This is a genomic window from Collinsella aerofaciens, assembly GCF_015546965.1.
GTDB classification, from domain to species: domain Bacteria; phylum Actinomycetota; class Coriobacteriia; order Coriobacteriales; family Coriobacteriaceae; genus Collinsella; species Collinsella aerofaciens_X.
This window is the reverse complement of record NZ_JADMUF010000005.1, coordinates 110,267-123,260: the sequence shown is the minus strand read 5'-3', so window position 1 is coordinate 123,260 and position 12,994 is coordinate 110,267. Positions and strand designations below refer to the sequence as shown.

General features: G+C 62.2%; 11 protein-coding genes. 10 read left to right on the top strand and 1 reads right to left on the bottom strand.

Annotated features, from left to right (window positions below; genetic code table 11):
• Window positions 1–17: 17 nt before the first annotated feature.
• The 6 genes from I1M21_RS09815 (at window position 18) to I1M21_RS05175 (ending at window position 7,055) form a co-directional block, all read left to right on the top strand.
• Window positions 18–851, top strand: a complete 834-nt coding sequence (locus I1M21_RS09815) for a cyanophycin synthetase family protein (protein WP_229025622.1) — start codon at window positions 18–20, stop codon at window positions 849–851.
• Between the two features lie 136 nt (window positions 852–987).
• Window positions 988–1,377 (top strand): YtxH domain-containing protein, encoded by a 390-nt coding sequence (locus I1M21_RS05195; protein WP_035136593.1) that lies wholly within the window; start codon window positions 988–990, stop codon window positions 1,375–1,377.
• Window positions 1,377–2,132 carry a PRC-barrel domain-containing protein gene (locus I1M21_RS05190; RefSeq protein ID WP_006235736.1) on the top strand — a complete coding sequence of 252 codons (756 nt, stop codon included), beginning with the start codon at window positions 1,377–1,379 and terminating at the stop codon, window positions 2,130–2,132. The genes I1M21_RS05195 and I1M21_RS05190 overlap by 1 nt, the downstream gene beginning before the upstream one ends.
• 72 nt (window positions 2,133–2,204) lie before the next feature.
• Window positions 2,205–3,611 (top strand): polysaccharide deacetylase family protein, encoded by a 1,407-nt coding sequence (locus I1M21_RS05185; RefSeq protein WP_229025621.1) that lies wholly within the window; start codon window positions 2,205–2,207, stop codon window positions 3,609–3,611.
• A gap of 328 nt (window positions 3,612–3,939) precedes the next feature.
• Window positions 3,940–5,784, top strand: coding sequence for a magnesium transporter (locus I1M21_RS05180; RefSeq protein ID WP_195192704.1), 1,845 nt, complete (start codon window positions 3,940–3,942; stop codon window positions 5,782–5,784).
• Window positions 5,785–5,858: 74 nt separating this feature from the next.
• Window positions 5,859–7,055: an Nramp family divalent metal transporter gene (locus I1M21_RS05175; protein ID WP_099432833.1), complete on the top strand. Its 1,197-nt coding sequence runs from the start codon at window positions 5,859–5,861 to the stop codon at window positions 7,053–7,055.
• Window positions 7,056–7,167: 112 nt separating this feature from the next.
• Here I1M21_RS05175 and I1M21_RS05170 read toward each other — a convergent pair whose 3' ends face one another.
• Complete coding sequence (locus tag I1M21_RS05170) at window positions 7,168–9,384, bottom strand: acyltransferase family protein (RefSeq protein WP_195192703.1); 2,217 nt, start codon at window positions 9,382–9,384, stop codon at window positions 7,168–7,170.
• Window positions 9,385–9,571: 187 nt separating this feature from the next.
• Between I1M21_RS05170 and I1M21_RS05165 the strand changes: the two genes are divergently transcribed.
• From I1M21_RS05165 to I1M21_RS05150, 4 genes are all read left to right on the top strand, one after another.
• Window positions 9,572–10,534, top strand: coding sequence for a ribokinase (locus tag I1M21_RS05165; protein ID WP_195192702.1), 963 nt, complete (start codon window positions 9,572–9,574; stop codon window positions 10,532–10,534).
• A 30-nt stretch (window positions 10,535–10,564) separates the two neighbouring features.
• A complete protein-coding gene (locus I1M21_RS05160; RefSeq protein ID WP_195192701.1) occupies window positions 10,565–11,539 on the top strand; it encodes a nucleoside hydrolase in 975 nt (324 codons plus the stop codon).
• A 103-nt stretch (window positions 11,540–11,642) separates the two neighbouring features.
• Window positions 11,643–12,131 (top strand): S-ribosylhomocysteine lyase, encoded by a 489-nt coding sequence (locus tag I1M21_RS05155; RefSeq protein ID WP_195192700.1) that lies wholly within the window; start codon window positions 11,643–11,645, stop codon window positions 12,129–12,131.
• A 144-nt stretch (window positions 12,132–12,275) separates the two neighbouring features.
• Window positions 12,276–12,920 carry a DUF4867 family protein gene (locus tag I1M21_RS05150; RefSeq protein ID WP_195192699.1) on the top strand — a complete coding sequence of 215 codons (645 nt, stop codon included), beginning with the start codon at window positions 12,276–12,278 and terminating at the stop codon, window positions 12,918–12,920.
• Window positions 12,921–12,994 lie beyond the last annotated feature (74 nt).

The following is a 12,994-nucleotide window of genomic DNA, read 5'->3' as shown; positions in this document are numbered from 1 at the left end:
AAGAGTAGGGGAGAGTTATGGCAGGCCTGTTCAACATCCTTAAGGTCACCGTCAGCGAGGACAAGATCTGCGCGCATGTGCTGGTGAACCCCGGCATGCCGCTCATGACCTCGGAGGATATCGAGGCCACGGCGCGCGTGTATTACCTGGTGCCGGCGATTGCCAAGCACCTGTGCCTGGGTGATTCCGGTCGCGAGTTCCAGGACTGCATGGGCCAGACCGAGCTCTGCCACCTGCTGGAGCACGTGACGGTTGAGCTCATGAACGAGACCGGTCTTGCCGGCAGCATTTCGTGCGGCCGCACGCGCGTAAGCGAGCACGACGAGCGCGTCTTTGAGGTTGAGCTTTCGTGCCCCGACGACGCGCTGGCCATCGGTGCGCTGTCGTCGGCAACCTTTATGATGGACTGGGCGTACCTGCACGCCGACCAGCCTGCCCCCGACGTGGAGGGCACGGTCGCGGGCCTGCGCAACCTGGTACTGGGCATGCGCGCCGAGGCCGAGGGCAAGGATCCTCACGAGGCCGTCGCCGCTGCGAACGGCGAAGATGCTGCCGAGGACGAGGGCGCTGACGAGGGCGATGTGCCGGTCGACGCCGAGCCCGTTGCCGATGCGACCGCCGAGCCCGTTCCCGCCGAGCCCCAGGGCGTCCCCAACTTTGACGACGAGCCCCAGGTGGCGATTGATACCGAGGGCGCGGTTGCCGAGAACCACGAGGCCTCCGCTGCCGTCTTTGGCGGTGCTGCGACGGTTCCGGCAGGACCTGCGCATGAGGGCGGCCTGCCGCTCGTGGACGGCGCCGGCGAGGACCCGGGTGCCACGGTGGCCATGCCGGCTATGCCCCAAGAGTAGGCCTACGCGTTTATCACCATCACGTACCTGCGCCTTTGCCGTACGCAGATGAGCGGAGCGGCAAGTGATGCGCTGCGGGTATAATGGACAGCATTCAAACGGTGGGCACCGACGTGCCCGCAGGAGAGGAATGATCATGGGTAAGACTTTCAGCTTTGTCTCCGGCGCACTTTTTGGTGCCGCTGCCGGCGCTATTGTCGGCGTTGCTCTGGCCCCGCGCTCGGGCGCCGAGACCCGCGCCATGGCTGCCGATATCGCTAACGACGCCTGGGACAATATGCGCGACACCTACGAGCACAGCGCCGAGGAGGCCCGTGCTGCGGTGAATGACTTTGGCCCGATGGTCGACGCCAAGACCGACGATCTGCGCGCCAAGGTCGACCTGGCCCGCGAGCGCATGGACCAGCTGCGCGAGCAGCTCAACGACGCCATTTCGGGCGGCAACGTGACGCCTGCCGCCGACGTCGTGGTCGAGAACGCCGTCGAGGCTGATACCGAGGCTGCGGAGCCCTCGACCGAGGCATAATGCGCGCCGGGGATTTTGTCGGCGCCAAGATCTATCGCAAGCCTACCGAGGACAAGCGCACCAAAAAGGACGGCACGCCGCGCAGCCCTAAAAAGCTCGGAAAGATTCACTTTCCGGTCTTTACTCCGGGCGGTACGCGCGTGGTCGGCTTTATGGTCCGCCAGTCCGATATCGCGGGCATGATCGAGCGCCCCGACCGATTCGTAGCGCTCGACGCCATTGGTGTCTACGAGGGCGCCATTGCGGTCGATGACGTCAAGGACACGTACGATGCCGCCGCTGCCAAGCGCCTCGACATCAACCTGGACGATTGCATCATCTGGGTCGGTATGGACGTGCGCACGGAATCAGGCGACGTCGTGGGCTATTGCTCGGACGTTGAGTTCAAGCCACGCTCGGGCATCGTGCAGGCATTCTATGTGACCGCCGGTGCTGCTTCGAGTGTTTTGGTTGGTGACACGCAGGTGCCGCCGACGATGCTGCGCGGCTATGCGGACGGCGCGATGATTGTTTCGGACGAGGTCAAGTCGCTCGGGTATTCGGGCGGCGCCGCCGCAAAGGCTGCCGAGGCAAGCGTCGTGGTGGGCGATAAGGTCAAGAAGGGCGCCAAGGTGCTCGATGACAAGGGATCGGTTGCCGTGGACAAAGGCAGTCGCGCACTGGGCAAGCAGCTCGGCAAGACGCGCGGCATGTTCAAGGCCTTTAAGGACGAATACCAAAAGGCGAGCGGAGGCTCGTCAAAAGCTACAAAATAGCGACGTACCAAATGATGGGAGGCAAGCCGGAGACCTGTTGCTCCGGCTTGCTGTGTTTATGGGGGAGGGCACATGCGCCAAAACGGATCCAACTTAAACGGGCGTTCGGGTGCGCGTCCGACGGCGCGCCGCGACCTGGGGCAGCTGCCCAGCGGTCAGCGCAAGCGTCACCGTAAGCCCGGCGCGATGTATCTCAACCATAGCCGCGGCTTTAGCGACCGCAGCGCTCGCATCGGCAACAGCCGTACGCCCCGTCGTTCGTCTCGCTTGCCCTATGCGCTCATTGCCGTGGGTTGCGCACTCGTGCTGTTTATCGCTGCCGTCGTGGGCTACGTCAACCGCAGTGTGGACGTGGAGCTCAACGGCCAGAAGACCGCGGTGCGTGTGGGCTCTACGCTGCAGAATCTCATCGACGACCAGGAGTTGACTGACACCTACGACGCAGGCGACCTGCTGGCCGTCGATGACAGCGTGCTCAAGCGCCATGGGGGCGAAAAGCTGTCGGTGAAGCTCGACGGCAAGCGCGTGAAGCAGGGTAAATGGGATAGCCGCGAACTTGAGGGCGGCGAGAAGGTGACGGTCAAGGATGGCCGTAACACCTACGAGAAGCACGAGGTTCAGGCTACGGTTATCGAGCCCAAGCTCAAGGTCGAGGGTACGGGCGCTATCGAGTATGTGCAGACATGGGGTGTCCAGGGCCGCTCCGAGGTGTGGATTGGTGAGCAGTCGGGCAAGACGCAAGACCGCGGCGAGGTTGTGCCCGCCACCGATTGCGTCGTTGCGTGCGCCAGCGTGGCGCCCAAGGGCAACAAAAAGTACGTGGCGCTGACGTTTGACGAGGGTCCGAGCGGCGCCACCAAACAGATCTTGCAGGTGCTCAAGGAAAAGGGTGCCACCGCGACGTTCTTCCTTTCGGGTGATGCGGCCGAGGCCTCGCCTGCCACGGCCAAGGCGATTGTCGATGCCGGGTGCGAGATCGGATCCAACAGCTACAGCGACGATTCGCTCAAGGGTCAGGACCGTGAGGCGGTACGCGAACAGATCACGAAAGGCACCGACGCGATTAAGTCGGCGACCGGCGTGAAGACGATGCTGCTGCGTGCTCCCTACGCTGCCTTTGACGAGCAAAACTGGATTGATGCGATGGACCTGGTCTCCGCCGTGGTCTCGTGGAATATCGACTCGGGCGACTGGCTGCTCAACGGTGCCGACGAACAGGTCTCGACGGTGCTCGATTCGGTGACGCCGGGCAATATCGTGCTGCTCACCGATAGAGACGAATGCGCCGAGCAGACACTCGAGGCGCTGCCGCAGATTATCGACGGCCTCATTGCCGACGGCTACAAGATCGTGACGCTCAGCGACCTGGTCAAGACGGACACGTCGCTGAGCAAAAAGCTCACCTCGCTGACGAAGGTCACCATGCCCAAGGACGCCGTGTTCCCCCAACTTGCCGAGGACGACGACACCACAGAGTAGTCATTGGGTAGTCGTTTAAGAACGTCCCCAACAGCTATGTCACGGATGCGTCAGCGTTTGGTATGCCTGCAATGTGCAGCGCATAAATTCGATGCCGCAGGGCGATGCTGATGCTATAGTTACTGCGGTTAATGAGGGTCAAGAGAAAGGTTACAGGTGAAATCCAAACCTCGACCATACAGTCGATGACCCCATGCAGGTGCTATTTGCGCATGCACGGGGTGTAAGCGTCGAGCGGCGTGCCGCCCGCGCATGCGTATACATATCCAGAAGCCCCCGGACGCCGCACGCGCGGTCGCGTCCGGAGGAATAATGATGGGGAGCACCATTGAATTATCTGAGTGAGATGCTCAAATTGCCGGTCTTGGACGTCGACGGCGAAAAGCTCGGCGTTGTGAACGATTTTGGCATTGCTACCGGCGAAGTTTTTCCACACGTGACGTCGCTCGCGTTCCGCGGCCCCGGCAAGACGCCGTTTATGATCAGCTGGCGCAAATGGGTCGACCGTATCGACGAGACGGGCGTACACCTTAAGTCGCCGGCCACCGAAATCCGTTTTTCGTATCTGCAGCCGACCGAACTCCTGCTCGCCCGCGACGTGCTCAACAAGCAGATCGTCGACACGCAGGGCATGAAGGTCGTGCGCGTAAACGACATCAAGTTTTCCATGTCGGGCGAAAACCAGCTGCGCCTGCTGGGCGCCGAGGTCGGTGCCCGCGGTCTGCTACGCGCCATCAGCCCCGCGCTCGAGCATATCGTCGAAGGCTTTATGAAGCACCTGGGCAAGCCGCTCAGCGAGGACATCATCGCTTGGTCCTACATGGACCTGCTCGACCGCTCGACCAAGAACATTCAACTCTCGGTGTCGCACAAGACGCTCGGCGAGCTGCACCCTGCCGACATCGCCGACATTATCGAGCAGCTCGACCCGCGCCTACGTGCGCAGGTGTTCGCGCAGCTCGATACGGCACAGGCCGCCGAGGCCATCTCGGAGTTCGATGACGACGAGCTCATGACCGAGATGCTCGAGGGCCTGTCCGATACCGACGCATCGTCGATGCTGGCCATGATGGACCCGGACGACGCTGCCGACCTGATCGACGAGCTCGATTATGAGAAGGCTGAGAAGCTCCTGCGCCTGATGGGCGTCAAGGAGGAGAAGGCGATTCGTAATCTGTTGGGCTACGAGGACAACACCGCCGGCCGCATCATGACCTCGGAGTTTGTCTCGCTGCCCGCCACGGCGACGGTCGGTGATGCCATCGAGGCGATTCGCATACTCGACGAGGACTTTGAGAGTGTCTATTACGTCTATACCGAGGATCCGAGCGGCATGCTGACCGGCGTGCTTTCGCTGCGCACGCTGATTGTAGCCGACCGCGACGCCACGCTGGGTCAGCTGGCCCATCGCGACCTGGTCTATGTGTCGCCTGACGAGGACCAGGAAGACGTGACGGACGAGATGACCAAGTACGACCTGGTTGCCATCCCTGTCTGCGACGAGAACCGTCATATCCTGGGTATCGTAACCTTCGACGACGCCATGGACGTTATCGCCGAGGAGCATCAGGAGGACCTGCAGATCGCCGGTGTCGGCTCGGGCGATAGCGCGTCGGACGACTCGACGAACGTGCTCAGCTGGTTCGTGCATCGCCAGTACTGGGTTGTTGTATGGGGCATCGCGTCGTGCATCATGGCAACGGTGCTGGGGACGGCGCTCGGCTCCGCGCATCTGGTGGTGTTCCCCATGTGCGCCATGCCGCTCGTGCTGCTGGCGGCCTCGCGCATGGTGTCGTTCGTCAAGAACTACTTCCTGGAGTATGACGGTCACGACGACGAGCCCAAGCCGTATCTGGGGTTCTTCTTCCAGAGCACGGGCATGGGCCTGATCCTGTCGCTCGTGACCTACCTGTGCGCCCAGCTGGTGCGCACCGCCGCGTTCCCCGACGCGCCCATGTTTGAGGAACAGCTCTTTACCGGCTGCTTTAACATTGCGGCCATCGTCTGCCTGATTGGCAACATGAGCGCCGTGATTTACCTGATGGTGCTGTTCTGGCGTGACGAGCATGACCTCAACACGTCGGGCACCGCCATGAACGTTATTGCCGTCATGATCTCGTGCGTAGCGTACTGCGCCGCCGCGGTGCTGCTCACCATGTCGGTCATGGGTTAGGTGGTCGCGTGCAAAATACCAAGCAAAAGTCGGGCACCAAGCAAAAGTTGACCATCGCGGCCATCTTTGGCGCTATGGGTCCCGGTCTGCTGGCGGCGCTTTCGGGCAATGACGCCGGCGGCATTGCAACGTATTCCAGCGCGGGCGCCAGCTATGGCTACAAGATGCTCTGGATGCTTCCCGTCATGACTGTGCTGCTCATCGTGACGCAGGAGACCGCGGCGCGCTGCGGCTGCGTCACGGGCAAGGGCTTGGCATCGCTCATTCGCGAGCGCTTTGGCGTGCGCAAGAGTGTACTTGCTATGGCGGCGCTGTTGATCGCCAACACGGCTGTGACCATTTCGGAGTTTGCGGGCATCGCCAGCGGCCTTGCTCTCTTTGGCGTGCCGGCGAGCATCTCGGTGCCGTTGGTGGCGCTGCTGGTGTGGATGCTTACCATGTCGGGTAGTTTCCAGCGCATCGAGAAGATTCTGCTGCTGGTGAGCTGCGTGTTCGTGACCTATATTGTCGCCGCGTTTATGGCTGGCCCCAACTGGGGTGAGGTCGCGGTCGACCTGGTCGTGCCTAACATTCAAAATGACCCCAGCTACGTGTCGCTCGTGGTCGCGACGATCGGTACCACCATCGCGCCGTGGATGATTTTCTTGGCGCAGAACAACGTGGTCGATAAGAACGCGGGCGAGGACGATATCGTGCTGCAGCGCATCGATACCGTGAGCGGCTCGCTTGCCGCCGATGTCATTGCCGGCTTTATTATCATCACGACCGGTACGGTGTTGTTCCCGGCGGGTATTCAGATTAGCGATGCTGCCGATGCCGCGCGCGCGCTGGAGCCTATTGCGGGTCAGTGGTCCACGGTACTGTTTGCCTCGGGCCTGGTCGCGGCGAGTTTCTTGGCTGCCTGCGTGCTGCCGGGCGTTACGTCGAGCGCTATCTGCGAGGCATTTGGCTGGGAGCGCGGTGCCGACCGCAGCTGGGACGAGGCCCCGGTCTATCGCGGCATCATTACGGCCATCATTGGTATCTCTGCCGTGCTGGTGCTTATGCCCGGCGTCGACCTGTTCCAGATTATGATGACCTCGCAGGTCATCAATGGCGTGCTACTGCCCGTGGTTCTGGTGTTCCAGGTGGTTATCGCCGCTGACCGTCACATTATGGGTGCCAACCGCAACGGCCGCGTGTGGAACGTGCTCACTTGGGCGACTATCGCCGTGATTACGGTGCTGACGGTCGTCATGTTTGTGCTGCAAGCGATGGGCTACAGCGCTTAACGCCTCTTTTGGACTTTAAACAGGCCGCTGCCATGGGGCTGCGGCCTGTTTTTTTGCCCGCGACCTCTTGGGGCCGACTCTAAAAGAGTGATTTTGGGTTGTTTGCTGCAGGTTACTTGTCGGTGCCCAACTTGTGCGGCTTGAGAGCGAGCGCATTGACGAGCGCGTCGGTGGCAGATTTGACGGCTGCCGGCTGCGGATCATTAACGTGATCCTCGGGATGCACGGGCAGGTCCTTCTTGACGGCATCGTGGATGAGCTTAAGGTACTCGGTCACACCCGTGTTCGAAAGGTGCGTGCCATCGCCATCGAACAGGTCGTTGCGGTTGGCACTGTATCCGTACCAGTCGATAACGCGCACGTTCTTGTAGCGCGTAGCGGCGTTGGCGATGGCCTGGTTAGTAGAGCCAACCCACGGCTGCGGACTGCGTGTGTTCACAAACACGACGATACGCTTATCTCCTGCATCGGCCATGATGGCGTCGATTTGGTCGTCGGTTACCAAGCCGTTGGTGCCCAGGGCAAAGACCACGATCTTGCCGGCAAGGTTCTGCTGGATATAGCCCTCAAATGTCGCGCGCCCCGCATCAAACTGGCGGCCCTTTTCGGCATCGATATGGCTGTGCGGGAACACGCCGTCAAAGGTGTCCACGGCACGCAGCGACACGGAGTCGCCGATCATAAGCAGATCGTAGGAGCCATCGGGGAAGCCGTCGTTGTCCTTGTCGGTGTCGTCGGCCGCCTGCTGGTCGGTGGGCGCGGTGTTCTTGGCTTCCTTGTTCAGGACTTCGGCGCCCTCGCCGCTCAGCGCAGACGTCTCGGGCACAAAGATCAGGCCGCCCAGTGCAACGACCAACACGACAGCGCAGGCTGCGCAGGCAGGGACGTGCGCGCGCACCCAGTTGGCGGGCGTGGTGGTGCCATCGCGGAATTCGCCGACGGTGCGCCCAAAGGCGCCCTTCCTAAACGGAGTCTCGATAAAGCGATAGCAGCACTCTGCCACGGCGACCACCACAAGTACCTGCAAGATATACTGCCACCAGGGCGTGTCGTTGATGTTGGCGACCGGGTTCATGAGCAACAGCAGGGGATAGTGCCACAGGTAGATGCTGTAGGAGCGTTTGCCAATCCATACGAGCGGCTCGGCGGCCAAGGCTCGTGCGACCATTCCCTGGGGCTGCACGCAGGCCGCGATGACCATGAGCGTGAGGATCGAGCACAGCAGCGTGCCTCCGCGATACTGGAAGGCGGTGTAGCCGTTGGTGAGCGCGACCATGGCGGCAAGGCCAACCAGACCCACGACGCCCAACACATCGATGGATGCGGGCGAGGACCAAAAACGCACGAGGGCGCTCGGCTGTGCCGGGGCGGTCTCGGCTGCTTCGTCGGCCTTCTCGTCGGGCTTGCCCTCGGCGTTCTTGCCGTGCTTGGCGGCGCCAGCTAGGCGATTGAGCCCCAAACGACGAGCGAGACGCACCGGCGCCAGGTCGCGATCGGGGATAAAGGCCATCCAGGCGCCCAGCAGCAGCGAGAACACGCGGGTGTCGGTGCCGTAGTACACGCGGCTGGGGTCGGCGGCGGGGTTGTAAAGCACCATCATGGCAAGGGCGGATACCGCGGCGAGGCCCAGAACCACGCGGCGCGTGTTGGGCTTGCTCACATGCATGGATACCATGGCAAACAGCAGTGGCGGCCAAATCAGGTAGAACTGTTCTTCGATGGCAAGCGACCAAAAGTGCGTGAGCGGCGAGGGGTCGCCCAGAGCATTGAAGTACGAGACGTTTTGGGCAATCTGCCACCAGTTGTTGAAGAACAGCAGCGACGGCAGGATGTCGGGGCGCATCTTGGTGAGCATCACGTGGTTAAAGATGGTGCACAGCGCGCAGGTCACCACCACGACGGTCACCACGGCGGGGACCAGGCGACGGATGCGGCGGATCCAGAAGCTCTTGAGGTCGATGCGGCCGGTCTTAGCGACTTCGTTGAGCAGCAGGCGTGTGATCAGATAGCCCGAAAGCACAAAGAAGATCGTGACGCCGAGCAGACCGCCCTGCGCCCACGTGAGGTTGAGGTGATAGAGCACCACCGCGACGACGGCAAGCGTGCGCAGGCCGTCAAGGGCAGGGATGTAGCGGGACTTGGGGCGAGCAGGCGTCTGCTCCGCGGCGGGAGTGTTGGCGCGGCCCGCGTTGTTGGCAGAAGCGCGATGAGGGCTCGCGGAGCGTCGCGGCTCGTTGGTACGGCGCTCGCCCTTCACGCGTTCGTGCGGCGCCGGCTCGTTGCCTGTGCGGCGTCGACCGCGCGAGCCCGATTGCGAGAATTGTTCCATAAAACATCATCCAATGACGAGAATAATCAGCACGCCTTCATTGTAGCTGCCTGCTCCTGTGAATGCTTGCTGCTGGCGCAAGCTCAAGCGCGCGTCCACATCAAAGTGAACTAAAGTTATAGGGGGTGCGAGAGTGCACGATCGACGGCCGGCGGTGGGCATAAGGCCCGCAGATGAGGAGGTTTCCATGGCGGATCACAGCATCGTTGCGGTGTTCGGCAGCATGAACATGGACCTTTCGGTGGCGTGCGAGCGCATGCCGCGCGCGGGCGAGACCGTCGGCGGCAGCGGGTTTATCACCAACGCCGGCGGCAAGGGCGCCAATCAGGCCGTAGCTGCCGCGCGTATGGGCGCGTGCACGCACATGATCGGCGCGGTCGGCTGTGACGCATTTGGCATGTCGCTCGTGGCGGGGCTCCAAGATACTGGCGTGAACTGTGACTTTGTGGCGCGTCGCGATGATGTGGAGACGGGAACGGCGACCATCATTCGCTGTGAGGGCGACAACCGCATCGTGCTGTCGCCGGGAGCCAATCATGCGCTTACGGGCGAGGACGTCGCCTGCGCTCTGAGGCGTCTGGTGACCGATGAGCTCGACGGCGACGCCAGCAAGATTGCCCCGGCTGCCGGAAGCGTCTTTATCGCCCAGGGCGAATGTGACCTTGCGGCGACGGCCGAGGCGCTTGTTTGCGCTCACGAGCTGGGGTTCTATACGGTCTTTAATCCAGCGCCCGCCTGCGAGCTGCCTGCGGAGGTCTGGCCTGCGGTCGACCTGGTCTGTCTCAACGAGACCGAGTGCCAGGCGCTGACGGGCATTCTGCCCACGGATGATGCGAGTTGCGTCGCCGCGCTCAATGCGCTGCTCGACAAGGGCGCCGGAGCTGCGGTCATCACGCTGGGTGGTGCCGGCTCGGTTACGCTCGGCGATGACGGTGAGCTGCTGCGCATGCCGGCACTTTCGAGCACAGTAGTCGATACCACGGCCGCCGGCGATACGTTTATCGGCGCGTTGGCGGCGGCTCGCCTAGAGGGCTTGCCGCTCTTTGAGTGCATGGCCGCAGGCGCTCGCGCCTCGGCAGTAACGGTGTCGCGTTTGGGCGCGCAGCAGTCGATTCCCACGCGCGCCGAAGTTGAACATTGGTTTGGTTAAACGATAAAGACGGAGAAGCGGAGTAGAACAATGGCAATCAAGAAGCTGATCCTTGATCTGGATATGGGTGTTGACGATGCGATGGCGCTGGCCTATGCCATCGCGAGCTCCGAGGTGGAGCTCGTGGGCATCACCACGTGCTTTGGCAACGTGCGCGTCGAGCAGTCGGCGCACAATTGCCTGGCGGTGCTCGATCTGCTGGGTCGCCCCGAGGTTCCGGTGTACCTGGGTGCCGACCGTCCTCTGCAGGCGACTGAGCCCTATACGCCGCCGGCGTCCACCGCGCTCATTCACGGCAAGAACGGCATCGGCGGCGCGAGCGTGCCCGCGTCGCCCTACGAGCCGGTGGGGGCGACCTCGGCCGACGGCAACGCTGCGGTCGATTATCTGATCGATGCCGCGCGCACCTATGGTCCCGATCTGGTCTACGTAGCGACTGGCCCGCTCTCCAACCTGGCGCTCGCCCTGGAGCGCGATGCGGCGGCGATGATGTCCATCGGCCGCGTGGTCGTGATGGGCGGCGCCCTTACCGTGCCCGGTAACGTGAGCGCGGGCGCCGAGGCCAATATGGCGAGCGACCCCGAGGCAGCCGACGCGGTGCTGCGCTCGGGCCGTAAGCTCACCATGGTGGGTCTGGACGTGACGCATCGCGTGGTGCTCACGCGCCGCGACATTGCTGGCTGGACGGGTTCGGGCACCATGGCGGGCTGTGCGTTTGCGAGCATGGTGGAGCACTACATTGGCTCGTACGAGATGAACGCCCCCTACCTGGGCGGCTGCGCGCTGCACGATCCACTTGCCGTCGCTGTGGCGATTGACCCCACGCTCGTGGGTGCGCTCGGCTGCAATCTGCGTGTTGATCTGCTGGGCGAGTATCGCGGTCGCACCATCTGCGATGAGCGCCGCCTGTCCGATCCGGACAAGAGCGCGCTTGTGGCACTGACCGTGGATGCTTCGCGCTTCCTGTCCGAGTTCAAGACGCGTATGGCCCGTGTCCTTGGCTAAGTTGTCTTTTTGGGACGGGGCTTTTTTGACTGGTATGATTGGTGCGACCGTTCGAACCAGCTAAAAGAGCCCCGTCCCAATTTGACTATCGAGAGGATCTGCCATGGAGCGCATCGCGAGTTTTTCCGTTGACCATCTGCTGCTTGAGCCCGGCGTGTATGTGAGCCGCATCGACCGCGATCCGGCGACCGGCGCCGCCGTCACCACCTTTGACCTGCGCCTGACCACGCCCAATAAGGAGCCGGTCATGAACACGGCCGAGTGCCACACCATCGAGCACCTGGGCGCGACGTTCCTTCGCAATCATGCCGAGTGGTCGAGCCGCATTGTCTACTTTGGCCCCATGGGCTGCCGCACGGGCTTTTACCTGGTTGTCTTTGGCGAGCTGACGAGCGAGAAGATCTTGCCGCTCGTCCGCGAGCTGTTTGAGTTTGTCGCCGACTTTGAGGGCGATGTCCCTGGTGCCGCTCCCGAGGAATGCGGTAACTACCTGGACCAGAACCTTCCTATGGCTAACTGGCTCGCACGCCGTTACCTCGACCGCGACCTGGCCGATATCGACGAGAAGCACCTGCACTATCAGCAGGCGTAAGGGCTTTATCGCCCAAAACGAGCGCATTGGGCGCCTTCGCTTATGCGGGGGCGCCTTTTTGTTGATTGGTCGGGACGAGCGTTCAAAATCGCTCATGTTTGTTCTAGAATGTTCGTATAGTCACATTTACGAACAGGAGTGAACATGCATATCTACTCTGTCAACGATCCCGAGTTCAAATCCTATGGCAACGTTTGGGATGACGTTTCGTCCGAGCTCACGTCGCCCGTGCTCGAGGCGCTCTCTGCCACGCCCATTCCCGAGGGCAGCAAGTACGTAGCAAGTGCGCCGGAGCTCGAGGGCGTCAAGGATGCCGATAAGTTGGGCTTTCTCATGTTTGGTGGCCGTCCCTTCCAGCTCGGCTGGTGCAACGGTCACAACACGCGCCTCAACTGCCTGGAGTACCACCGCGCCAGCGAGTTCAACCTGGGTGCTCGCGATTTTATCCTGCTCGTGGCGCATCGCTGGGAGATCGAGGACGGCAAGCTCGATACCGCGTGCGTCAAGGCGTTCCGCGTGCCGGCGGGCAAGGTTGTCGAGGTTTTCAACACCACGCTCCACTACACGCCGTGCATGGTCGACGAAGGCGGCTTCCAGGTGATGGTGGCGCTGCCGGCGGGCACCAACGGCCCGCGCCCCGAGGCCGCAGCCGACATGCCTGCCACCGGTGACAGCTACTGCTACTGGAAGGCCGACAAGTGGGTCCTCTGCCACGCCGACAGCCCCAAGGCTGCCGAGGGCGGCTACGTAGGTCTCATCGGCAAGAACCTCGACATCACCGTGGACTAGAATCTTCTGTCTCGATCTGTAACATCTAGCGGGCTAAATCGTCTCTACTTGTTACAGATTTAGACAAACCGTAG

What these genes read in the sequence shown, in the direction of transcription:
- I1M21_RS09815 (WP_229025622.1), top strand. Translation starts at nt 18, where the DNA reads ATGGCAGGCCTGTTCAACATCCTTAAGGTCACCGTCAGCGAGGACAAG.
- I1M21_RS05195 (WP_035136593.1), top strand. Translation starts at nt 988, where the DNA reads ATGGGTAAGACTTTCAGCTTTGTCTCCGGCGCACTTTTTGGTGCCGCT.
- I1M21_RS05190 (WP_006235736.1), top strand. Translation starts at nt 1,377, where the DNA reads ATGCGCGCCGGGGATTTTGTCGGCGCCAAGATCTATCGCAAGCCTACC.
- I1M21_RS05185 (WP_229025621.1), top strand. Translation starts at nt 2,205, where the DNA reads ATGCGCCAAAACGGATCCAACTTAAACGGGCGTTCGGGTGCGCGTCCG.
- I1M21_RS05175 (WP_099432833.1), top strand. Translation starts at nt 5,859, where the DNA reads ATGGGTCCCGGTCTGCTGGCGGCGCTTTCGGGCAATGACGCCGGCGGC.
- I1M21_RS05170 (WP_195192703.1), bottom strand. Translation starts at nt 9,384, where the DNA reads ATGGAACAATTCTCGCAATCGGGCTCGCGCGGTCGACGCCGCACAGGC.
- I1M21_RS05165 (WP_195192702.1), top strand. Translation starts at nt 9,572, where the DNA reads ATGGCGGATCACAGCATCGTTGCGGTGTTCGGCAGCATGAACATGGAC.
- I1M21_RS05160 (WP_195192701.1), top strand. Translation starts at nt 10,565, where the DNA reads ATGGCAATCAAGAAGCTGATCCTTGATCTGGATATGGGTGTTGACGAT.
- I1M21_RS05155 (WP_195192700.1), top strand. Translation starts at nt 11,643, where the DNA reads ATGGAGCGCATCGCGAGTTTTTCCGTTGACCATCTGCTGCTTGAGCCC.
- I1M21_RS05150 (WP_195192699.1), top strand. Translation starts at nt 12,276, where the DNA reads ATGCATATCTACTCTGTCAACGATCCCGAGTTCAAATCCTATGGCAAC.